Source organism: Arthrobacter sp. Soil762 (assembly GCF_001428335.1).
Lineage (GTDB): Bacteria > Actinomycetota > Actinomycetes > Actinomycetales > Micrococcaceae > Arthrobacter.
On sequence record NZ_LMSG01000017.1, the window covers coordinates 273,602 to 295,071 of the forward strand.

At 63.8% G+C, this 21,470-nt stretch carries 17 protein-coding genes; 4 read left to right on the forward strand and 13 right to left on the reverse strand.

Annotation, left to right across the window (positions count from 1 at the left end; translation table 11 throughout):
- Nucleotides 1-1,248: 1,248 nt before the first annotated feature.
- Nucleotides 1,249-2,196, reverse strand: coding sequence for a DUF6454 family protein (locus ASG77_RS12395; RefSeq protein ID WP_056345897.1), 948 nt, complete (start codon nucleotides 2,194-2,196; stop codon nucleotides 1,249-1,251).
- 862 nt (nucleotides 2,197-3,058) lie between these two features.
- Between ASG77_RS12395 and ASG77_RS21925 the strand changes: the two genes are divergently transcribed.
- Nucleotides 3,059-3,289, forward strand: a complete 231-nt coding sequence (locus ASG77_RS21925; protein WP_156380307.1) for a hypothetical protein — start codon at nucleotides 3,059-3,061, stop codon at nucleotides 3,287-3,289.
- Between the two features lie 481 nt (nucleotides 3,290-3,770).
- On the opposite strand, the gene ASG77_RS12400 is transcribed toward ASG77_RS21925, so the two are convergent.
- Complete coding sequence (locus ASG77_RS12400) at nucleotides 3,771-4,784, reverse strand: CapA family protein (RefSeq protein WP_056345898.1); 1,014 nt, start codon at nucleotides 4,782-4,784, stop codon at nucleotides 3,771-3,773.
- Nucleotides 4,785-5,042: 258 nt separating this feature from the next.
- On the opposite strand from ASG77_RS12400, the gene ASG77_RS12405 reads away from it, so the two are divergent.
- The gene (locus tag ASG77_RS12405; protein ID WP_056345899.1) at nucleotides 5,043-6,383 is read left to right on the forward strand and encodes a phosphoribosyltransferase family protein; all 1,341 of its coding nucleotides are present in this window, start codon (nucleotides 5,043-5,045) and stop codon (nucleotides 6,381-6,383) included.
- 629 nt (nucleotides 6,384-7,012) lie between these two features.
- Here the strand turns inward: ASG77_RS12405 and ASG77_RS12410 are convergent.
- Together ASG77_RS12410 and ASG77_RS12415 are read right to left on the reverse strand one after the other, a co-directional pair.
- Nucleotides 7,013-8,716, reverse strand: coding sequence for a DUF5671 domain-containing protein (locus ASG77_RS12410; RefSeq protein ID WP_056345980.1), 1,704 nt, complete (start codon nucleotides 8,714-8,716; stop codon nucleotides 7,013-7,015).
- Nucleotides 8,713-9,177, reverse strand: coding sequence for a hypothetical protein (locus ASG77_RS12415; RefSeq protein ID WP_056345901.1), 465 nt, complete (start codon nucleotides 9,175-9,177; stop codon nucleotides 8,713-8,715). Before ASG77_RS12415 ends, ASG77_RS12410 begins: the two co-directional genes overlap by 4 nt.
- Nucleotides 9,178-9,929: 752 nt before the next feature.
- Between ASG77_RS12415 and ASG77_RS21930 the strand changes: the two genes are divergently transcribed.
- Nucleotides 9,930-10,067 (forward strand): hypothetical protein, encoded by a 138-nt coding sequence (locus ASG77_RS21930; protein ID WP_156380308.1) that lies wholly within the window; start codon nucleotides 9,930-9,932, stop codon nucleotides 10,065-10,067.
- Nucleotides 10,068-10,190: 123 nt separating this feature from the next.
- Here ASG77_RS21930 and ASG77_RS12420 read toward each other — a convergent pair whose 3' ends face one another.
- The 7 genes from ASG77_RS12420 to ASG77_RS12450 all read right to left on the reverse strand — a co-directional run bounded on the left by ASG77_RS12420 (nucleotide 10,191) and on the right by ASG77_RS12450 (nucleotide 18,626).
- On the reverse strand, nucleotides 10,191-11,537 hold the full coding sequence (locus ASG77_RS12420; protein WP_056345904.1) for an MFS transporter: 1,347 nt from the start codon (nucleotides 11,535-11,537) through the stop codon (nucleotides 10,191-10,193).
- 118 nt (nucleotides 11,538-11,655) lie between these two features.
- Nucleotides 11,656-12,513 carry a helix-turn-helix transcriptional regulator gene (locus tag ASG77_RS12425; protein ID WP_056345906.1) on the reverse strand — a complete coding sequence of 286 codons (858 nt, stop codon included), beginning with the start codon at nucleotides 12,511-12,513 and terminating at the stop codon, nucleotides 11,656-11,658.
- A gap of 72 nt (nucleotides 12,514-12,585) precedes the next feature.
- Entirely contained in the window at nucleotides 12,586-13,269 is a 684-nt protein-coding gene (locus tag ASG77_RS12430) for a TetR/AcrR family transcriptional regulator (RefSeq protein ID WP_056345909.1), read from the reverse strand.
- Complete coding sequence (locus ASG77_RS12435; RefSeq protein WP_056345911.1) at nucleotides 13,253-14,452, reverse strand: acetyl-CoA C-acyltransferase; 1,200 nt, start codon at nucleotides 14,450-14,452, stop codon at nucleotides 13,253-13,255. Before ASG77_RS12435 ends, ASG77_RS12430 begins: the two co-directional genes overlap by 17 nt.
- The gene (locus tag ASG77_RS12440) at nucleotides 14,449-16,083 is read right to left on the reverse strand and encodes an AMP-binding protein (RefSeq protein ID WP_056345914.1); all 1,635 of its coding nucleotides are present in this window, start codon (nucleotides 16,081-16,083) and stop codon (nucleotides 14,449-14,451) included. Before ASG77_RS12440 ends, ASG77_RS12435 begins: the two co-directional genes overlap by 4 nt.
- Nucleotides 16,084-16,092: 9 nt before the next feature.
- On the reverse strand, nucleotides 16,093-17,283 hold the full coding sequence (locus ASG77_RS12445) for an acyl-CoA dehydrogenase family protein (RefSeq protein ID WP_056345916.1): 1,191 nt from the start codon (nucleotides 17,281-17,283) through the stop codon (nucleotides 16,093-16,095).
- Nucleotides 17,284-17,354: 71 nt separating this feature from the next.
- Nucleotides 17,355-18,626: a 3-hydroxyacyl-CoA dehydrogenase family protein gene (locus tag ASG77_RS12450; RefSeq protein WP_056345917.1), complete on the reverse strand. Its 1,272-nt coding sequence runs from the start codon at nucleotides 18,624-18,626 to the stop codon at nucleotides 17,355-17,357.
- Between the two features lie 272 nt (nucleotides 18,627-18,898).
- Between ASG77_RS12450 and ASG77_RS12455 the strand changes: the two genes are divergently transcribed.
- Entirely contained in the window at nucleotides 18,899-19,279 is a 381-nt protein-coding gene (locus ASG77_RS12455) for a DUF485 domain-containing protein (RefSeq protein ID WP_056345982.1), read from the forward strand.
- A gap of 31 nt (nucleotides 19,280-19,310) precedes the next feature.
- Here the strand turns inward: ASG77_RS12455 and ASG77_RS12460 are convergent, their stop codons facing one another.
- Together ASG77_RS12460 and ASG77_RS12465 are read right to left on the reverse strand one after the other, a co-directional pair.
- Entirely contained in the window at nucleotides 19,311-19,820 is a 510-nt protein-coding gene (locus ASG77_RS12460; protein ID WP_056345919.1) for a universal stress protein, read from the reverse strand.
- Nucleotides 19,821-21,141: 1,321 nt separating this feature from the next.
- Nucleotides 21,142-21,342 carry a hypothetical protein gene (locus ASG77_RS12465; RefSeq protein ID WP_056345922.1) on the reverse strand — a complete coding sequence of 67 codons (201 nt, stop codon included), beginning with the start codon at nucleotides 21,340-21,342 and terminating at the stop codon, nucleotides 21,142-21,144.
- Between the last annotated feature and the right edge of the window lie 128 nt (nucleotides 21,343-21,470).

Consider the following 21,470-nt stretch of genomic DNA (forward strand, 5'->3'; position numbering starts at 1 on the left):
GCTCGGGCGCGCCAGTTCGTAAATTCGTCGCTGATGCCAGTGCCCGCAAAAACGTGCGGAACTTCGAGGAAATTGACTACTTGGCTCAACAATATCCTGGTGTGGCCGCCGCGTTCCGCAGTGTGGGTCCTTGAGCTGCGGGCTGCGTTGGAGCACCGGCCTGCCGGCGCCGGCTGAAGTCGGCGAGTCGATGCTGGTCCTGGATCTCATCGCTTCCTCCATCGCTGGCCGTTGTCACCGAACGGTGACAACCGCATCTCTGTTCGGCGCGGGCCGTTATTTCGGACCTGCCGGTCATGCAGCGCGCGGACGGATGTGTGATGAAAAGGGAGGAAGCATTACTGGATAGCAGGGAGGGGTTTGCGTGATGGGTGCGTATGTGAGGCAAGGTTCCGGCCACGTGTGCTCCGGTATTTGTTGCTGCGATCGGCGTGGGTCGTGCTTGTACGTCTTCCGCCTCCATTTCACCCCACAAAAAAGGGGTGTGCACAATGTGCACACCTTGCCCGGCGGACTGGGCCGTATCACTGCCGGACTGGCCCGGATTGGCGATGTTTCCGCGGGAGCCCAGTGCTCGCAAGGGCCGGAGTCCGGTTCGAGTCCCACCTCGGGCACGATTTCCCACGTCAGAGGGGTTTTTTGCTTCTGATGTGTGTACATTTACCCTCCGTTTGGCCCCTCTGGGACAGGCTCCCGGAGTGCGCGTGGCGCCGCGTGGCCTATGAAGTTGTGTGGGTGACGGGTTCAGGACCCTGGCTTGTGGGCCCTCCGCCTGCTGGGATGTGGGCTTATTCGGTCGCCTTTCTGGCTTGTTGTTGTGGGCGTGGTTGGCTTCCACACATTCATGCCATGGGGTAGCGGTGTTGACATGACCAGCCAGAACTTTTTGACGATTTTTCGCCTCGACTCGGGCTGCCAGCGGACATGGGGGAGACATTGGTTCTGTTTGCCCGCCAAAGGTCGTGTGGACACGGTCCGCACCGTGTTCAACGGAGGCTGTTCGACTGACATTCGTGGCTTCCTCCCTGCAGTTTTCCATCACACCTGCTGGGCGCCGACGACCCGAAAAGCTAGTTCAGTCTTCCCGGAGCGGCGTCTGTCAGGTCAGCGTATTCCACTGCCGTTGCTCATGAGGTGGCCACTGAGAGGCAGCACATGGTGTCAAGAGTGTGCTGCCCCCTCAGGCTGCGTTTGCGGACAGGGACCAGAAGCTCGTTCCCCTCACGCGGCCACGGATTCCTTACTGACTCACGGGCGGGCTTCGAACACGAAGAGTTCGGTTCCAGCGGCTTCTTCGCCGTCGTCGGGGGCCGCGAACAGGCGCAGCACACCGCCGTCTGATTCCAGGGCAACCGGGTTGCGGGTCACCGAGTGGCCCGCGGTGGAGAACTTCTGGAAGGGGACCTCGTGGACGATCGTTCCGTCTGTGAGGTCGGTCAGGGCGAGGCCGCCGAGCTCGAACGGCTTTCCGTCGGCAGTCTTGAGGCCGGTAACGCCCGAGCATAGCTGGTGCCCGGCGCCGGCGTACTCGCAGTCCTGGTAGTCGACGAAGTGGCTCGGGTTGGCCTGCGTGCCCAGAAGACTGCCTTGGGTGTTCCAGGTGAACAGCTTGCGGGAACCCCAGCTGACGCCGCTGATTCGGTTGGTCTTGCGGTCGGCGACGACCCCGCCAACGTGGTCCGCCTGACGGAACTGCTCCGTGACCTCGTAGGTGTCTGGGTCGATTGTGTAGACGATGGAGCTGCTGTTGGGCCGGTACTCGGCCACGGGAACCCAGACCTTCTCGCCGTCGAAGTCCGTGCCGCCCGGGTGGTAGATCGTGTCCTCACCCAGGACGATGTCTTTCAGCAGCTCTCCCTGCCGGTCGATGACGAAGACGTGGCCGCGGCCCTTGCCGGTTGTGCGGTCGTAACCGTCGACGGGCGAGGGGTAGCGCACTGTCGGTTCGAGGATCTCGACGCTGCTCAGGAAGATTTTGTCGCCGACCAACGACATGCCTTGCGGGTGAAAGGTCGGGAAGTCTAGCTTGAGCTTCTGGACCTGGTCCCACTGGGTGTTGCGGTCTACTTTGGTGAAGGCCTCTGCTTCTGCCGTGAGACCCGTGGGGGAGTTTCCGTTGGTGGCCACAGCCGAGGTTCCGGCTGTGAGGGTGGCCGTGGCGACTGCTGCGATGGCGAGGACGCGCTTCAACTTCATGTCTGCTCCAGATGGGTGATAGGGGTGCCCGGTGGCCGGGTGCGATCAAACGTAGGCGCCCGGGATGGCAAGACAGACAACGGCAGGTGTCGAGAGGGTAAAGCATGCGACCCGGGCCGGGGACACCCCAACAACGGACGTGCCCGCATCCGTCCGCCCGGGCGGAGTTGCGTGCGTTGGAAGACCTAGATGTGGGCTTCGGATTGGAGTACTAAAGATGCTCCGGCGCGCCGCAGAACGACGCAAAGTCCATTGCCACTACGGGCCGACCGGGGCAGATCGAGAATCGAGGTGTTCGCCGCGGAACGTTGATCTTGTGGGGGGCGTGGGGTGGGGAATCCACTCAAGGTCGCTTATTGCGTGCAGGCAAAAACGTCTAATCTGCTCGAAGTCTGTCGCCGCGACCCGGCGTTCTCGGATTAGGAGACCGAAGGAGTAGCCCGACGTCGAGGGTGTCCTCGTCCCGTTCGGCGTTGCTGCCGCAAGGCAAAAACCGGGGTGCACACAATGTGCACACTCTGGGCTTCGGATCGGGCCGGATTCCGCATGTTTCCGCGGGAGCCCAGTAAATGCAGGGGCTGGACTGCAGTTTGAGTCCCACCTCGGGCACGCATTCCCCCTCGTCAGAGGGGTTTTGCTATTAATGTGTGTACATTGGCCCTCGGCGGGTCCCTCTGACACTGCCCGCGGTCTGTGCCTGGCGCCGCGGTGGCCTATGAAGCTATGTGGGTGGCGGGTTCAAAGCCCTGGCCGGTGGGCCCTCTGCCTGCTGGGATGGGGGTCGTTTGGGCGTCCCTTTCGGCTCGTTCTGGTGGCAGTGGTTGGTCCTTCACTTGTTCATGTCGCGGGGTTGTGTGATGACATGAGCTGGGGGAATTTCTCGAATCTTTTCTCCCTCTGTTCGCGTTTTGCCGCGCACCATGGGGAGGGTCTGTGGGCGGCCGACGGCTCGAAGCCGGCGGCCCTGGCCGGTGGCACCGGAACGGCGCAGCTCACGAACGTCGACGACGCCAGAACGAAAGCCAGTGATCTTCGCGTCTCCTCGACAGGCACCGCAGGCAACAGGTGGAGCATTGCAGACGTGCGCCTGTAGCGATGACAGCGCGGCTTGGCCAAAGGACCGTTGACGGTATCTGGTGGGGCTGACTGATACGACCCGCCTGGTTCTCCGCTGGCGCTGGGGAGCGGATGATTGGTCGGGGAAGGAGCTCTACGACCGGCGGGACGAGATCACCTTGGGCAACCCCTTCGGCGGCTTTGGCCGTGGGTGGGAAGGCGTCGAGGAGCAGTTGGACCGCGCCGCGTCGTACTACCGCGCCGGAGAGGCTACCGGCATCGACGCGATCAGTGAGCTCGTAAGTACGGACATCGCCTATTGCGTTCTCATCGAGCGGGGCAGAGCCAAGGTCGGCGGCAGCTCCGAAATCAGCGATCTGGTCATTCGGGTCACATGTGTCTACGCACGCGAGGACGATGGCTGGAAGTTGGTGCATCGTCCGCCGACCCTCATGTTGGTCTTCTTCCCGCTACTGCAGTCCTGCAGGCATGACTGCAGGACTGCGGCTGGTCGCTTCCTAGTCGGGATTGACGGCGTCGGACCTGTTGTCCGGCTGATCTGTGCCGAACCGTATTTCCAAGACATTGTCGCCCTCGATCCAGCCGCTCCGCGTGCCGAGTTGGCTGCTCAGCTGTTGCATCCGTTCGGCAATTTCCCGGGCGTCGCGACGCGCCAGTCGGGTTTGTAATCGGGTGATGTTCGTTGGATGCAGGCGCAACGTGCGGGGCACGCCTCCCGTGGTCTCCAAGAGGAAGACGAATGACTGGTCGTTGCGTTCATCCGGGTCCACGGCGTAATCATCGATGAAGTCGCCGGCGCTGTAGATAATGGGCCGGTTCCTGTAGATCTCGACGCCGCGGAAAATGTGGGCCGAATGCCCGAACACGACGTCGGCCCCCGCGTCTATCAGCGCGCGGGCCAAAATCTGATGCGCGGACGGGACATCGGATCCCCAGTTGGCGCCCCAATGTGCCGAGACGATCAGGAGCAGGACCCGGCGCTTCGTCCGCCGAACTAGACCCAATAAATCCGTCATCCGGCGGTCACCGGCGTCCACAGGCACGTAGTAGATTCCTGGAGCGCGGACGGTTCCCTCCCAGCCCGGCTGATTGTCAGTAAAAGCAATGAAGCCGAGCACCGCTGGGCCCACCCGTCGGACTACTGGTCGCCGGGCAGCTTCCAGGTCCATTCCTGCCCCGGCCCGCAGGATCCCATGCTGGTCGAGTGCCAGCAACATCTCCCGCAGCGCATCAACGCCGAAGTCCAGCACATGGTTGTTGGCCAGCGATACCACATCGATGCCCGCGGATCTCAGGCTGTCGACGTTCTTGACGTCCGAACGGAAGTGGTACATCTTGCCGGGCATGGGTGTTCCATCGTCTGCGAGGACGCACTCGAGGTTGGCGAACCTGATGTCAGCCTGCCGGAGGAGTGGGAGGGTATCGCCCCAGATATAGGGAGGGTCGGCCATCTTCAGCTGGTCGTTAACCAGCCGGCCCAGCATGACGTCCCCCAGGATTGCGATCTGCACGCTCCACCTCCAACGTTGCAGGGCGTTTGCTATCAGGATGGACTGCCTTTTGGTTGATTGCCAGTTCGACGACGGAGGCGGTGCCGCCGTCGAACCGGCGCAGGGCGCTTTGGCGGCTCCTGACGGAAAAGGCCTCGCCTGGTCCGAATTCGTGAGGGATAGTTGGAGCAGGAGGCCGCCGCGCCTCTAGTCCCTGGCTTACTGATCTTTTGTCTGGACGGGGCCTGCGGCCGCTTTCCTGATGGGAACGTCGCGGCGATGGGCATATTTGAGGACAGGGCTGATGCAGGGCGGCAGCTGGGGCTGCGGCTGGCGCATCTCCGTGGCCGCGACGCGGTAGTCCTGGGGCTGCCTCGCGGCGGAGTGCCCGTAGCGTTCGAGGTTGCAGCGGCCCTGGACGCGCCGCTGGATGTGATCGTTGTGCGCAAAATGGGGGTACCGTCTCAGCCCGAACTCGCGATGGGAGCCATCGGGGAGGACGGCGTATATTCGCTCGACCAGCGCGTCCTCTCCGTCATAAGCGTCAAGCAGGAAGACCTGCGGGCTGTTGAACAACGGGAGCGCCGTCTGCTCGATGATCGGGTGACACGATTCCGGGCCGGCCGGACCCGCTTTGATTTCAACGGCCGCATCGCAGTCATCGTCGATGACGGGATCGCCACCGGGTCAACTGCCCGCGTGGCATGCAGCATCGCACGCAAACGAGGGGCTGCGAGAGTGATTCTGGCCGTTCCTGTTGCCTCTGCCGATATCCTCGCCACCTTGACGGAGCCGGACGAAATGGTGTGCCTTGCCACGCCCCGGCACCTCACCGCTGTCGGCCACTACTACCGTGACTTCTCACCGACCGGCGACGACGAGGTGGTGCGGCTGCTCGACGCTGCTGCCGAACGTCTGCAGAGAGCACCCTCAACCGCCAGGAACAATGGCCTCGATGAAGACCTGCAGATCCCCTCGGAGGGAGTGTTGCTCGAAGGACACCTGCACCTGCCCGCACCGGCCGCCGGCGTGGTGGTGTTCGCCCACGGAAGCGGCAGCGGCCGCCACAGTCCGCGGAACCAATTCGTCGCCTCGACGCTCCAGCGGGCAGGGCTTGGCACCTTGTTGCTGGACCTGCTCAGCGCCGGGGAAGAACTCAACCGCGCCAACGTATTCAACATCGAACTTCTTGCCCGCAGGCTGACCGCCGCAACGGACTGGCTTGGCAGCCGGCCGGACACGGCGTCCAGCAGCGTGGGATACTTCGGCGCGAGTACCGGCGCCGGCGCCGCGTTGTGGGCAGCGGCCGAACCAGGAGCGCAGATCAGCGCAGTCGTCTCAAGAGGAGGCCGCCCGGATCTGGCCGGCACCAGACTTGCCTTTGTAGGCGCACCCACGCTCTTGATTGTGGGCAGCGCAGATCACAGGGTCCTCGAACTCAACCGCCAGGCGAAAGCCCTGATGCGCTGCCCCAACCGGTTGGAGCTTGTCCAGGGAGCCACCCACCTCTTCGAAGAACCCGGAACACTGAAAGCAGCGGCCATTTTGGCCACGGACTGGTTTGTGCAGTACCTGCTGCCGGGGCAGGGCGGGCGGAGAACCGAGGCTTCGGATGAATAGCCCTGGGTCTGGTCGCGGAATCTACCACCGAGGGGCCTGCGGTTTTCATCCAACTGGATGGAACTTCGCATTGCTGGGGGAGAAGCTAGTGCTGTTTGTCCGGGCCAAAGGTGGCTGACCCGATCCATCCCGGTGTCGCTGGTTACTTGGTCATGCCGGGGAGTGCCCGGGACTGCATGACCTGACTGTTGGCGGGGGAGGGGCGTCGCTTCGGTGTTGGCTATTTCTGATCTCACGACTGTTCATGGCGGGCAGCCGTCGTGGCGGCATGACACCGGCTGTCATCCGGGCATGTTTCGTACTGGGGTGGCAGCTGTCGCCGGCGCTCCACGGTTGATGCTCGCTGCCACCGAAGTCGAAAACGCATTGGCTGCTGTGCACTACGCGCTCGCACGCGGCGCGCCCACTTCGGTTGGGCGATGGGTGCGGCGGTCGCGATGCACTGTGCGAGGTCGGGGTGCCGGGGGCCCGCGTGCTCGCTTTGCAGCGGCCCCACTCAAACTGCCATAATCACGCCGTTGTTTTGGCGCCAATCGCGCAACGGCTTATTTCGCGAACGGAGCCCCAGGTAATCGTGCGCGGGCTTGGGAGGTTGCACTCACCTCTCCGAAAAACACCCTCGGCGCTGATTACGACAACCGTGTTGCTTCAAACGGAATTACCTCGATCCGAGGGACTTGACCGTCCGCAGGCCCGATCACCAGCAGGACGCGCTCGGCGGCGACACCGGCAAGCGCAGCGACCACCCGTTCGACCAGCTCAGGTTCCGATGCGGGTACGACGCCGGCCTGATGCGTTGTGCCGCCTGCATCGACCCTTTTCCACACAGAGACGTGGGCGCCGGTCGCGCTGGTGATGGCCTTTGACAGTGGCTCTGGATCCGCGGCAGTAACCAAGGTGACCTGATCAATGATTCGCGCCCTGGCCGGGGATGCGGCCGCCAGGAGCGGGTGCTCGCGCCGCCACAGGGCAAAGTGATAAGCCGCAACGAAGCCGGCCGCCACCAGAAGACCGAGCGGCGCGCGGATACGGTCCAAGAGGCTGCCTCCGGTTACCTCACCCAGGAGAAACTCAAAGAGCCGGTATCCAATCACCAGAAGAGCGATCAGAGCCACCACGGCACTAATGCCGAAGAACGCTATGAGGTAAACACGCCTGCCTGGAGGAATGGTGTCCGCGGTTTGGGGTTGCCTCGTCGGCCGCCACGTGTGCCACCAGACGGGACCGCCCACAATCAGGGAACTTATGCCACCCAGAAGGAGGGTTCGCGTGCCGCTTCCTGCGAGGGGTGAAACCGCTATGGCCAGCGACGCATTGATGACCACCCCGACTCCGGACGCAGCCGCTGCCAAGGCAACCCCGGATGTCACCAGTTGGCTCGCACGCCGGGTGGCTACAGAACGATGAGCCCCGCTGACGCGGTGATAGCGCCACACCAAAGCACCGATGGCAGCGGCGGCGATGGCTGAACCCAGCGGAGCCAGCAGGTCGCTCATCGGCTCACCCCGGTCGAACGCCATTCTCAGGAGCACAAAAACCACGACGCCGGCACCGCCGAGTGCGGTGATGCCCGCCGCGAAAATTCCCACGCCAATCAACGCCACATCCACCAGAGTGGTGTCCAGTTTTCGCCCGCCGCCCCTGTGCCAGTGCCACCACCACACGATACTTCCGCCAATGGCCCAAACCAGCGCCCGGAGCACGGACTGCCACCACCCTTCCCCGCCCGGCGTCAGACTGACATACCCCCGGATCGCGACGTCAAGCAAGCCGCCCAAAGCCGTGATGGCGGCAACGGCGCCCACCACCAGCCCGAAGACCGAACCGATGACCGCCGGTACGTCCTCAAGACTGACGGGACGTTTGACGGGGTGCCGCCACATCCAACGGTGCCAGACGAAGATGCCGGCCCAGACAAGGCCATTCGATAAGGGCGAAAACCACTGAGTGTCCGCCCGGCCGATGAAGGACGCCGCCATCCCGAGGAAGGCCGTCACAGCTGCGATCAGGGAGACCGCGTAGACGGCGGACAAGTACAGGCCCCACCCCACTGAGCTGCGCTCCGCGCCGTCGTCGAGCCTTTTCCAGACAACCCACCACAGGAGGGCTGCCAGCGGACCCGCGATCAACGTGAACGCAAGGGAGCGGGCAACACCGGCCACATCGGTTGAGGCCAGCGCCGCGCCCGTGCTGAACAGGCGCTCCAAAAGGCCACTGAGCCCCACTGCCGCGATCACCACCAAGGCGAACAACAGTACGTAAAGGATCAGTCGGCGTAGGGTGAGTTGGGCGGAACCTGCCGTTGAAATTGTCGTCGAGACTTCGGAAGTCATGGCTTCACGGACGATCCGGTGCACGACAGGAGCTGGTAAGGTGCCCGGTCGATCAGCCATTTGCTATCTGTCTTCACCAGGGAGAAACGATCTTCCATCTCGTACTCGGACGGTCCGAACGGGCCCCCCGAACCTGAACCGACGACGGAGACCTTCACGAGAGCCGAATTGCCCCGTTCTGTGGCAGAGATCAAAACCACGCGGGTAGGCAGCGGCCCGCTTTCACGGAAGCCGCCGCACAAGGAATTGGCCGCTTCCGTGAGGTAGGAATTGGCTGTGGCCGTATCGCCGTCGATGACCGCGGTGCTGTACCGCTGGACCACTCCTTGGGGTGTCGACCCGTCCAGCGCATCTGGCCCGCCGCGCGTAAAAACGACTACCAGCCCGACGACCACCAACAGCGCAATCACGGACAGGATTGCGATGAGAATCCGGTCGGGCTTTCGCGCCGCAGCGTTCATGCCGTCAGTATGGCGTACCAGCGGGCCGTTTGTATGCGTCTTCCGGCACTGAGCCGGCAATCTCACAGAATTTCGACCTGCCGCGGGGCAACGCAGCAGCAGGAGGAAGCCAAGTTAGCCAGCCCCGGCGGCAAGACGTACGCGCTCAGGTGGATTCCGCCAATAATGAGCGCGAGCAGGAGCCCTGGTACGAGGTAGGCCCTAAATTTGGCGAAACCTGTGCCTTGACTGATCCTATGGGTCGTGCGAATACCTCTCAGGAGTAGGGTTGCCCTAGTCGACGAAGGGGTCAACATGAGCTACAAATATCGAACCGTCCGCGTTCGCGGTACCGGGCTCGTTGGAACAATCGCCCGGAAGCATGGAAGCGGACCTGACATCTACGAAACGTCCAAGGACCCGAGCACATCAGTGGTTCCGGTGTTCTTCGAGGCAACTGGCGAGGTCCGTTTTTCGACAGGTCGATGCTTGAGGACGTCGTGGCGCCTGTCAGTTAGCAGCGAACGTAAAGCAAGGGTCATGCGTGCGGAGGCCTATGCGCAGTTGGCGATGCAGCCAGAGCCGGTGGCGCGGTTCCACCCTCTGATCGACAGCAACAACGTACGGCGTGGGCTCTCGTGCTCTCCATTAGCGCCCACAGCCATGATTTCAGAACCGCTGTCGCTGAAGCTCGCGTCGCCGCGGCCGCGAACCGTGCCGGTTGAGGGCCGCCATAGCGGCATCCGCGCGAGCGATGGGCCCTGGAAGACGGAATGCCTGAGGGTACGCTCAGCTGCCTGACATGTCTCACCGACGAGATCGCCATCCTCAGCGCTGCACTCGACACCCTTGCCACGAGCGTGCGGCGCCACGAAGAACAACTCCGGAAACTGACCACCGGAAACAGCTGAATCATTACCGGCCAATCCATCGATTCGGCGGAGATCAAGCTGACCGGCTACCGGGCCCTCATAGATGCCACCGCCGACGTCGAGACCGCGACCGCAGCGCCGACCCGGTGGCCGGCTGTGCGATCACTTTGCGGTGACGGTTCCGGAAGCTGCGAGGTCGATGCCGCGGGTCTCCGGGAGGCCGAAGGTGGCGAAGAGGCTCACCAGGCTCACGCCGGCCAGAAGCAGCCCGATGGCGGGACTCCCCAGGCTGGCGCCGAGCGAAGCCGCCACCAGTGGCGTGACGCCACCGCCGACGAGCGCTCCGAGGTTGTAGGCCATTCCGGCGCCTGTGTAGCGGTAGCGGGTGGCGAAGAGCTCCGGCAGGAACGCGCCCACCGGGCCGTAGATTCCGGCGACGACCAGCAGCGTGCCGGACAGCCCCACTGCAAACGACCAGGTGGTGCCGATGTCGAGGATCGGGAAGAGCAGGAGCGACCAGGGGATCGCCACGACGCACGAGCCAACGATCACGGCTCGGCGGCCCACCCGGTCGGAGAGCATTGCGCTGCCAATAGTTCCTGCTGCGAAGAACATCGCGCCGACGATTCCCAGCGAGAGGATAGTGGGCCGGCTGTGGCCAAGGCCCTCGGCACTTGTGCCATAGCTGCTGAGAAAGGCTGTGCCGATGTAGAAGAAGGCGAACAGCATCATGGTGGAGGCGCCGCCCAGCAGGATCTGGCGTGGCTGGTTTCGCACCGACTCCCACACGGGCAGCTTGCGGGGCCCGGTCGGGACGGCGCTGGCCTCCTTGAAGACCGGAGTCTCTTCGATCTTGAGGCGGATGTAGAGGCCAATCATAACGAGCACGGCACTTCCGATGAACGGAATGCGCCAGCCAAACGTGAGGAATGCGTCCGACTTGTCGCCGAGTGACAGATTGATGATGAGGAAGGTTGCACTCGCGAGGGCGAAGCCAATCGACGGGCCCAGCTGGGGGAAGGCTGCGAAGAGGCCCCGGTGTTTGGGCGGGGCGTATTCGGCGGCCATCAGTGCCGCGCCGGCCCATTCGCCGCCGACAGCGAATCCCTGAAGAAAGCGGAGAACAACGAGGATGATCGGCGCGGCGATCCCGATTACGCTGGCGTCGGGCAGCAGCCCGATAGTGACGGTCGCGATGCCCATGATGAGCAGTGTGCTGACGAGCGTTTTCTTGCGCCCCAGCCTGTCACCGAAGTGGCCGAACAGGACGGCACCAAGGGGGCGCGAGACGAAGGCCACGGCAAAGGTTCCGAATGAGGCGAGAGTGCCGGCGGCCGGGCCGAGCGCCGGGAAGAAGACCTGGGGGAAGACGAGGGCCGCAGCCGTACCGTAGATGAGGAAGTCGTAGAACTCGATGATGCTGCCCATCGAGCTGGCGACGGCGACTCTGGCCATCGAGGTGGGGCGCGGACTGGACTGGTTCGCAACCGGTGCGAGGCTTCCGAGCATGCGATATCTCCTTTGACATCGGTCGTCGAAACGAGGTTTGTTTCGACGCGAAGATGTCATCGTGCCAGCGCCGTGCGTTCGCCACCACCTCCCGATGGAGGTGTTTTCGCGCCACCGGTCAGGGCAAAAGGCGGAGCCGGCGTGCGGCCACTACGGCCTCCGCACGGCTGTGCGCGTCCAGTTTCGCCATGATCGTCTGCATGTAGCTCTTCACGGTGACTGCCTTGAGTGAGAGCCGTTTGCCGGTTTCGGCATAGGAACAGCCGAGCGCCACTTGGGCGAGCACATCCGTCTCCCGTCGGGTGAGGTGCGGGACGCCGGCCGGCGCCGCGTCGGAGCCCTCGAGCCGTGCGGTCACGGCGAAGATGCGCTGGGCGAGCTCGGGATCAGTCGTGGTGCTGGCCACCGAGAGGAGCTCGGCATGCGCGAGCCGGACGGTCTCGATGAGGTTCCGGTCCGGTGGCTCCGCGGCCAGGCTTTGGACGACTCGGAGAATCGCGACCCGGTGGTCCACCTCGTCCCGAATGGCCAGTTCCCGCGAGATCCTCGAGGCGCCAGCGCTGAGTTCCGTCACCACGCACTCGCCGATCGATGTGCGCTCCCGCGTTGCCGCGTAGAGGACACACCGGGCGCGGCCGTCGACGAGGATGGGGAGCGCCACCATGGTCCGCAGCCCCTCGATGCGTACGGCGTCGTCGTGATGATGAGTGATGCTGTCGGAGTCGAAGTAATCGGCCACCCCGACCGTGCGCGCCTGAGACAGGGCCCGCCCGCCCACGCCCTCGCCGGGATGCACGCTGAGGTTCTTCAGACCATGCGTCGTCGTGCCGAAGAACTCGGTGATGGTGAGCTCGGTGCGATTGACGAGGCCAGCGAAGAACACGGTTGAGCCCGTCCGGGCGGCGGTTTCCCGGATCGCCCGCTTCAGCAGGTCGCGGTCGCTCGGACGGTAGACGTCGTTGTCATGCCCTGTCATAGGGCCCTTCCGGGGTTGATGGAGCAGTTGGAAGTGCAGCTGGACGCAGCGGGCTGGACCGGCTAGAGCCGGCTAGACGGAGCGGCCGTCGAGCTTGTCCTGGATGCGCCTCGCCAGCTCAGCGGTGGGTGTCGAGCGGGGAAAAACGGCCACAACGAGGTCGTCCCCGGCGGGGACGGATGCGGGGTCGTCCTGCGGCAGTACCCCGAACATACGGCGCACCGCCAACAGCTCGTATTCCAGGTTCTGGAGGGAACCCCGGGTGGAGTCCAACATCATTTCTCGCAGCACATAGTTATGGGTTGACGTGACAGCAGCGGCGAACCGGATTGCATCAAGCGTTGATATGCCCGGCAGCGCCTGGCGCAGGTAGTCCGAGAAAAGCCGTTCATAGCGGGACACCATGATCGTTTCCCGGTCCCGCAGCGCGGGCACCGCCTGCACCACGTGGTAGCGCTTTTGGGACAGCTTCCGGCGTTCGGAAAATTTCACGAAGACCAGCTCTGCGGCCTGGCACACAGCCTCCCACGGATCGGGATGGCTGGTTGCCAGGTAAACGGTCAGCTCAGCGAGCAGGGCTTCGTGGTCCGCAAAGATCACGTCTTCCTTGGCGCGGAACTGACGGAAGAAGGTGCTGCGGGAAATTCCGGCAGCGAGGGCAATATCGTCCACGCTGGTCGGGTCGTAGCCGTTGTCGGTGAACAGATCCAGCGCGGCCTCGGCCACGCCGGAACGGAAATTAGCCACTGATGCCATCCCGGTACAGTAGCAGCGCGTCACCCTGTCCGCCGCCGCCACAAAGCGCGACGGCGGATATGCCGCTCCCGCGCCGCATCAGCTCATGGACGGCCGAGACCACCAGTCGCGCTCCGGAAGCGCCGATCGGATGTCCGATGGCGATGGCACCGCCGTTGACGTTCACCTTGTCCAAACCGAGGCCCAGGGCCGCTGCGGAGTGCGCCACCACCGAGGCGAAGGCCTCGTTGATCTCCACGAAGTCAAGGTCCCCGGCCGTCCAGCCGGCGCGGGCGAGAGCGGCCGTGATGGCCTGTGCCGGCTTGTCCGGCAGTGTTGTGTCGGGCCCGGCGATCTGCCCGGCGGGCCCGACGACGGCCAGCACGTCGAGCCCGTGGGCATCGGCGTACGCGCGGGTCACCAGCACGACGGCGGCGGCGCCGTCGCTCAGCGGCGAAGCATTTCCGGCGGTGACCGTTCCCTCCGCGGTGAAGGCCGGCTTTAGCCTGGCCAGCACCTCCTGCGTGGATTGCGGGCGGACGCCCTCGTCATCGCTTACCAGTACGGGCGCGCCGCGCTTCTGCGGCACCGAAACAGGGGTGATTTCGGCGTTGAATCTTCCCTCGGCCCGGGCCGCGGCCGCACGCTGGTGGGACAGCGCCGCGATAGTGTCCTGCGCTTCGCGGGAGACCCGAAGGTCCGCGTTGGCGCGGTCCGTGGCAACGCCCATGAGTTCGTGGTCAAAGGCATCCGTGAGCCCGTCATGGCCGGCCGAGTCCACGGCCGTGATGCCGCCGTAGAGGTAGCCGGCGCGCGAGCCGGTGAGCAGGTGCGGCGCCTGGCTCATGGATTCCTGGCCGCCGGCGACCACCACATCCGCCTCGCCCAGTTTGAGCAGCCTCACGCCCTGGATGATGGCACTCAGCCCGGAGAGGCAGACCTTGTTGACGGTGACGGCGTGGGCGCTGAGCGGTATTCCTGCCGCGACGGCGCTCTGGCGCGCGGGGTTCTGGCCTGCGCCGGCCGTCAGGACCTGGCCCACGATGACCGCATCGACGGCGGCCGGCCCAACCCCGGAGCGTTCCAGCGCCGCGGCGATGGCCGCCGCGCCAAGCTGTACAGCGCTCCGTGAGGCCAGGGTGCCCATCAGTTTTCCCTGAGGGGTGCGGGCCGCGCCCACAACAACTATGTCCTGGCTGCTCATTTGGTGGGTTCCTTGCTGAGGGCCGGGGCGCTGAGGTCCAGGGCGCGTAGCCGCGACTTCAGGACCTTGCCGGTGGAGTTGTGGGGGAGCTCTTCGGGGAAAAGGATCCTGTCCGGAACCTTGAATCCTGAGAGCTGGCCCTTGACGTGCGAGCGGATCTCCTCGGCCGTGACCGAGCTGGAGCTGCTGCGGATGACAAAGGCCACGGGGCGTTCGCCCCACTTTTCGTGCGCGACGCCGATCACGGCCACGTTCAGCACCGCCGGGTGGCTCATGATGGCCTGTTCCACCTCGATCGTGGAGATGTTTTCTCCGCCGGAGATGATGATGTCCTTGGCCCGGTCCTTGAGCTGGATGTAGCCGTCGGGATGCATGACGCCGAGGTCGCCGGTATGGAACCAGCCGCCGCGGAAGGCGTCGGCCGTGGCCTCGGGATCCTTGAAGTAGCCGAGCATCACGTTGTTGCCACGCAGCACGATTTCGCCCAGCGTGGCGCCGTCCGCCGGGACATCGAGCATGTCCAGGTCCACGATCCGCGCCGTCTCGGCCTGCAGCATCCCCACCCCCTGGCGGGAGATCTTGACGGCCCTGTCCTGGGCGGAAAGTTCATCCCACTCGGTTTGGTGCTCACAGATCGTGTAGGGTCCGTAGACCTCGGTCAACCCATAAACGTGGACCACGCTGATTCCGATTGCCTCCAGGGACGTGATGATCGCGGGCGACGGCGGTGCGCCCGCCGTCGTGATCCGCAGCGGCACTTTCAGTTCGTGGGCCTGGGGCGCTTCGGCAATGATGCTGCACACCGTGGGGGCGCCGCAGAGGTTGGTGACTCCGAGAGTGTCGATGGCGTCCCAGACGGCCTCGGCGCGTACTGCCCGCAGGCAGATGTGGACGCCTGCGGCCGCCGTCACGGCCCAGGTCGTGCACCAGCCGTTGCAGTGGAACATCGGAAGGGTCCAGAGGTAGCGTGTGTCGCCGGTGAAGTGATTGTGGAAGGTTTCCCCGAGCGAGTTCAGGTAGGCGCCGCGATGCGAATACAGCACGCCCTTGGGCTTGCCCGTGGTGCCGGAGGTGTAGTTCAGCGTGATCGGGGCGCGTTCGTCCTCTACGCTCCACGGAAGGTCTGCGTCCTGGTGTCCGGACGCGGCGAGGAAGTCTGCGTACTGCGTCGTGCCCATGCCTGCCGGGACTTCCGGATACGGGATGGTGCTGTCAGGCACTTCGATCACCTCAGCCAGCTGTGTCAGGCCCAGGTCCATTCCCGCCACGGTGGCCAGCAGTTCCGAATCCGCAAATAGCAGCCTGGCTTCGGAATGCTCCAGGATGTATTGGAGTTCCCGGGCGGACATCCGCGAGTTCAGTGCCACCAGGACGCCCCCGGCCAGGGGGACTGCGTAATGGGCAATCAGGAGTTCCGGCACATTAGGACACAGGAAGGCCACCCGGTCGCCGGGCTGGATCCGGCTCTTGATCGCTTTGGCCAGCCCCTGGGCTTCGGCGGCGAAGTCCCGGTATGTATAGGAGCGGTCACCGTGGATGATCGCCGTCTTCTGTCCGAAGACCTCGGCAGAGCGCTGCAGGAACCGCAGGGGGCTCAGCGGGGTTTCATTGGGAAGCTCAATTGTGGTCATGGCGAATCCTTAGGCGAAGGCGCTTTGTCCGGTGACATCGCGGCCGATCAATAGGGTCTGAATGCTTTGCGTGCCCTCGTAGGTATGGATGGATTCGATGTCGAGAAGGTGCCGGATCACGTGGTTTTCCAGCAGGATGCCGTTGCCGCCCAACATGTCGCGGGCAATGGATGCCAGCTCACGGGCCTTGCGGGTGTTGTGGTACTTCGCCATCGAGGCCTGGGTGGGGCGCATCTGGCCGGTAGCATCAAGGCCCGCGAGGTGGAAACAGTGCAGCTGCATACTGGTCAGCTCCGAGAGCATATACGCCAGGCGCTCCTGGACAAGCTGGAACTTTGCCAGCGGCTTGCCGAACTGTGTCCGTTGCGTGGCGTAGTTCAACGCGGCTTCGTAGACGGCGGTGGCGTGGCCGAGGGCGGACCAGGCCACCCCCAGGCGCGTGGCAACCAGGACGTCGGACGTGTCCTTGAAAGTGCGGGCACCGGGGAGAAGGTTGGCCCTTGGAATGCGGACGCTGTTGAGCTTGATCCGGGCCTGGTGTATAGCGCGCAGCGAGGCCTTTCCGGTGATGGTTTCGGCCTCGTAACCCTCCCGGTCCTGTTCCACCAGGAAACCGCGGACATCGCCGTCGTCATCGCGTGCCCAGACCACCGTGACATCGCCTACGGAGCCGTTGCCGATCCACTTCTTCTCGCCATTGAGGACGTAGTCCTCCCCGTCGAGCGAGGCGGTGGTTTCCAGTGCCACGGAATCGGAGCCGTGGTCCGGTTCCGTCAGGGCGAACGCGCCGAGTTTTTCGCCGCGGGCCAGCGGACCGAGCCAGGTCCTGCGCTGGGTGTCGGAGCCAAAAAGGGCAATCGTCCGCAGTACCAGGCCACCCTGGACTGCGATCACCGTGCCCAGGGAACCGTCCCCGCGGGAGACTTCCATGTTGACCAGGCCGGCGGCCAGCGCGGACATGGGCTCAAGGCCCTGGACGTCAATGCCATCGGCCAGCAGGTTCATGGTGCCCATCCGCTTGGCCAGGTGGGCGGGGAACTCGGCCCGTTCCCAGTAGTCGTTCATCTGCGGCAGGGCCTCCGCGGTGAAATCCCGGGCACGCCTCCACGCTTCGCGGTCGGGTGCGGAAATGTTGGCGAAGACGGAGTAGTAGTCCGTGTCCAGCGGTTCAGCGACGTCATAGTCGGGCATGGCTTGCATCCTTTTTTGGGGAGGAATTGAAGAAACGTGGGAGGTGCCGGTGCTTGTTTGGGCGGGCCGCGCGGCCCTGGCTACCCGGCGAAGCCGGACCCGGGGTGGAAATCCCTGCCCCACACACGCCGGGAGGCGCCGCTTTTGTCCAGCAGCGGGGTGAGGCCCCCCTGATGCTGGGGGAAGTTGGCGCCGAGCAGCATGCACAAATCCACTTCCGCGGGACCGGCCACCACCTTTTCGGCGAGCATCAGGCCCACCTCCTCGGCCAGGGCGTCAAGTATCCCTGTCCTGATGGCCTCCGTGTCCGGTGCCGGCACTGAACCTCCGGCATCGGCAGCCGGCAGCAGGGCGGCCGCCTCGGGAAGCACCGTGCCGGAGTTGGCCAGGTAGCCGCGCAGCCGGGCATCCGCAATGACGGCCAGGCTGCTGCTGACATAAAACCGGTCAGGGTAGGCGGCGTGCATGGCCTCGCAGATGTGCAGCTGGACCGCGGGTCCGATGAAACCCAGCAGAGTCAGGGGTGTCATGGGTAGCCCGAGCGGGTCCAGGGCGTGGTCCGCCAGTTCGATATCCGTCCCGTCATCAATGACCTGCAGCAGTTCGCAGAACAGCCGGGTCAGGATCCGGTTCACCACGAAGCCCGGCGTGTCCTTTACCAGGACCGCAGTCTTGCCCAGAAGCCGGGCGAGCGAACAAGCGGTGGCGACGCTGACGTCGTCGTTGTTTTCAGTGCTGATGATCTCCACGAGCGGCAGCACAGCCACCGGATTGAAGAAGTGCAGTCCCACCAGGCGTTCCGGATGGGCCAGTCCGTGGCCCATCGCCGTGACGGAAAGGGACGACGTATTCGTCAGGAGCAGCGCATCAGTGCGCAGCAGGGGCTCGATCTCCGCGAAGACGGCGCGTTTGACGGCCAGCTCCTCGAATACCGCCTCGATGACCACGTCGCAGTCCCGGTACTCGCGCTTATCCACGGTGCCGTGGACGAGACTCCCCAAATCGCGGGCCGCCGTTTCGCTGAGTTGCCCCCGGCTCACGAGCTTCTCCAGGTGCGCGGCGATCCAGCCGAGCGCGCCATCCACCTTTGCCTGGGAAAGATCCGTGATCAGGACTGGAACGCCAAGCTGTTTGGCAAAAACAAGGGCAAGCTGGCTGGCCATGAGCCCGGCCCCGATTACGCCGACGCTTCGGACGGGGCGCGGATCGGCGCCAGGTGCGCCCGCCGGCCACTGTTGTGGAGTGTCCAGTAAGGCCGCGGCATACGCCTGCGCCGATTTTCCGGGCGACGTGCGGGCGTCGACGGCAGGGCCCGTGAGTGAGGCAGTTTCTACGACATTGTCAGGAACCATGTCACCGTTCTACAGTGAAACTGAGTGTCAAGTCAACTGATACTCAGTTTCAAAAGGTGATTGTGGGCTTTGGAACGGCCGGGTTTGGCGCGATGATCTCCGGGATGATTCCGTTTTGTGCGCCTCAATTCGGCTGATGTCGCAGTAGACGGGACTAAATCGGGGCCATGCGAGACAATGGGAACGGCGGCCGCCATGCGCCACAGTGAGAGCAGTCACCTTGGCGGACGTCTGTTCAGCCCGTGGACTGTAAGTCTCAATGAGGAGGAATGATGGGTAACGAAGCCGAACCTCCGGAAGCAGCGGAGACCGTGGATTTTAAGAAAGTCCAGTCGACCAAGCGGTTCCAGGAACTTCGTAAACGCCACCGTAGCTTTGTCTTTCCCATGGCCGTTGCATTCCTGCTCTGGTATTTCGCCTATGTCCTGCTGGCTGATTATGCCGCCGAATTCATGTCCATCAAGGTCTGGGGAAACATCAACATCGGGCTCCTCATGGGCCTTCTTCAGTTTGTTTCCACCTTCGCCATTACGGGCTGGTATGTCAGCTACTCCAACCGGAAACTGGACCCCATCGCCGCCGAAATCCGCCACGAAATCGAAGGCCACGAGTTCGACAAATCCGGTAACCGAGTGGACGGAGAGGCGAAATGAGAGGGACCCGGTTCCTGTGAGAAGCCGTATCCTACGGCTTGAGAGGCGGAATCCCGGCTTTTCCGGGCTGTCCTTTCGCCTTGGAGCCCCTCCATAGATGATGGGGGCGGTGGCTGCTTTCGGCATGCAGCACCAAGACGGGGCAGTCCGCGTGGGCAACACACGCAGAGCTCACGGAGCCGAGGTGCATGCCAAGGAAACCCCCATGGCCCCGGCGTCCAACCACCAGCAACGAAGCGCCGGCCGCCGCTTCGACGAGCTTCGCCGCAGCCGGTCCGCGGACCAGTTGGGAGGTCAGACTTTCCGGAGTCTCCTCACCGAACGCCTTTTCCAAGGCGTCCGCAAGAGTCTTCGCCGCAGCCGCTTCAAACCGGGCGAAATCGGGTGGAACATATCCGGCGTAAATCTCTGGAAAATCCCAACAGGCAATAGCGACAATTGTGGCGTTCAGGGCCGGCGCCAGCTGCGCCCCGAGACGGAGCGCCTGAACGGACGATTCCGAACCGTCCACACCGACAAGAACCTTTGCTTCCGCATCCATGATCGTTCTCCCTCGAAGGTGAATCCCCTGGTTGTTCCTAGTTCGCAGCTCCCATTAGCGGTAGCTGTGTGCCGAGCATATGCGCACCCGCAGGCGAACGGAACTGCCTACGGATGTTTATCCAGAGACCGGATGAGTCGGGCATGACATCTTCCCCTTGGAGAGCAGGTGTGCAGCGTGGACGCCTGCGATGGGACGTGAAGTGGGCAAGATGGGTTGTTCACAATGTGCACACTCCTGGCTTCGGATCGGGTCGGACATCGGCCGGATTGGTTCGGATTGCCGATGTTTCCGCGGGAGCCCAGTGTTCATAAGGGCTGGAACCCGGTTCGAGTCCCACCTCGGGCACGTTTTCCACGTCAGAGGCGTTTTTTGCTTCTGATGTGTGTACATTTGCCCTCCGCGGGCCCCTCTGACACCGGCCGCGGTCTGTGCCTGGCGCCGCACTCGCCTATGAAGTTATGTGGGTGGCGAGGTCAGGGCCCTGGCTGGTGGACCCTCCGCCTGCTGGGATGTGGCGTCATCCGGGCCTCCTTTCTGGATTGTTCTTGTGGGCATGGTTGGCCTTGTACTAATTCGTGTCGTGAGGTTGTGGTGTTGACATGACCGCGGCCAGGATTTCTTGAAGATTTTTCGTATCGTTTCGCTCCTTTCGGTGGCCCAGAGGAGCCGTGATGTGGCCGGTTGACCTGCCCAAGGTGGGTGGACATTGTCCACACCATGTCGGCGGGCGGTTGTTCACCTTGCATTTTGTTCCCTTGCTGGAACTTTTCGGCTGGGATTGGTTCATGCGCCCAGATGTTGCACGCGACATGACCTCCGGGAAGATCGGTGTCCATCGTCTCGTTAGGTTGGTCGGCTGCCCAGTTGGCCATGCCGTAGTCAGTTCCGCTCCTCGTCCGTTTCGGATGACATCTATTCATGCTCTGCGCCGGCGATCCTGACATGACCTGGGGGGAAAACCCGGGCGCTGAGGCCCGACGGGGCCGCGGAGACCGTGCCAATGGAGGGAAGAAATGCCGGCTGGAACGGCCTACGTGCCAGTGGCTCGGAGTTCATGCCTGCCGTGTTCCTTTCGGATTGGGCTCGGCGTCTCCGCGCTGTCACCTCTCCATGTCAGCCGCACGCGGTTCCGGAATGACCGCCCGGCGAGATGCCCGCGTTGCTCTGCACTGAGCCCACGCAATGTGGGGGCTGTCGGTCGCCCCAGGCATCAATGCTCTGTTGGGGTTGGCTGCTGGCCGCCAAAGGCCTGGGTATACAGCCCGCAGGGCATAGCCGACTGACTGAAACCCGCCTACTGGTGCAGTGTTGTCGCAGTTCAGGGGCATCTCGGGTCCAGTGTGTGGACAAATTTCCGAAGAGGTGTGGACATGCGCACGCAAAGCCTATCCCGGACTTCGGGGATCTGTAGGTGGGCGAGCACTTCGGCGAGCTGTGCCGCCGTCGGCTCCTCGTCGTCGATGAGAGTGGACCAGAGTCCGCGGGCCGCGGCTGTCCGCTGGGCGGAACTCTGAGTCATGACGGCCTCGCCAAAGTCCTGGTCGAAGCCATTGAAGGCAATCGGTAAGGGTAGCTAGAAGTTTCAGTGTGCCAAATCCGGACCGCGGTAACAGTCGTGCCCCTTTGCGCAGCAGCCGTGGCGCAAAG

What these genes read in the sequence shown, in the direction of transcription:
- ASG77_RS12395 (WP_056345897.1), bottom strand. Translation starts at nt 2,196, where the DNA reads ATGAAGTTGAAGCGCGTCCTCGCCATCGCAGCAGTCGCCACGGCCACC.
- ASG77_RS21925 (WP_156380307.1), top strand. Translation starts at nt 3,059, where the DNA reads ATGAGCTGGGGGAATTTCTCGAATCTTTTCTCCCTCTGTTCGCGTTTT.
- ASG77_RS12405 (WP_056345899.1), top strand. Translation starts at nt 5,043, where the DNA reads ATGGGCATATTTGAGGACAGGGCTGATGCAGGGCGGCAGCTGGGGCTG.
- ASG77_RS12410 (WP_056345980.1), bottom strand. Translation starts at nt 8,716, where the DNA reads ATGACTTCCGAAGTCTCGACGACAATTTCAACGGCAGGTTCCGCCCAA.
- ASG77_RS12415 (WP_056345901.1), bottom strand. Translation starts at nt 9,177, where the DNA reads ATGAACGCTGCGGCGCGAAAGCCCGACCGGATTCTCATCGCAATCCTG.
- ASG77_RS21930 (WP_156380308.1), top strand. Translation starts at nt 9,930, where the DNA reads ATGCCTGAGGGTACGCTCAGCTGCCTGACATGTCTCACCGACGAGATC.
- ASG77_RS12420 (WP_056345904.1), bottom strand. Translation starts at nt 11,537, where the DNA reads ATGCTCGGAAGCCTCGCACCGGTTGCGAACCAGTCCAGTCCGCGCCCC.
- ASG77_RS12425 (WP_056345906.1), bottom strand. Translation starts at nt 12,513, where the DNA reads ATGACAGGGCATGACAACGACGTCTACCGTCCGAGCGACCGCGACCTG.
- ASG77_RS12430 (WP_056345909.1), bottom strand. Translation starts at nt 13,269, where the DNA reads ATGGCATCAGTGGCTAATTTCCGTTCCGGCGTGGCCGAGGCCGCGCTG.
- ASG77_RS12435 (WP_056345911.1), bottom strand. Translation starts at nt 14,452, where the DNA reads ATGAGCAGCCAGGACATAGTTGTTGTGGGCGCGGCCCGCACCCCTCAG.
- ASG77_RS12440 (WP_056345914.1), bottom strand. Translation starts at nt 16,083, where the DNA reads ATGACCACAATTGAGCTTCCCAATGAAACCCCGCTGAGCCCCCTGCGG.
- ASG77_RS12445 (WP_056345916.1), bottom strand. Translation starts at nt 17,283, where the DNA reads ATGCAAGCCATGCCCGACTATGACGTCGCTGAACCGCTGGACACGGAC.
- ASG77_RS12450 (WP_056345917.1), bottom strand. Translation starts at nt 18,626, where the DNA reads ATGGTTCCTGACAATGTCGTAGAAACTGCCTCACTCACGGGCCCTGCC.
- ASG77_RS12455 (WP_056345982.1), top strand. Translation starts at nt 18,899, where the DNA reads ATGGGTAACGAAGCCGAACCTCCGGAAGCAGCGGAGACCGTGGATTTT.
- ASG77_RS12460 (WP_056345919.1), bottom strand. Translation starts at nt 19,820, where the DNA reads ATGGATGCGGAAGCAAAGGTTCTTGTCGGTGTGGACGGTTCGGAATCG.
- ASG77_RS12465 (WP_056345922.1), bottom strand. Translation starts at nt 21,342, where the DNA reads ATGACTCAGAGTTCCGCCCAGCGGACAGCCGCGGCCCGCGGACTCTGG.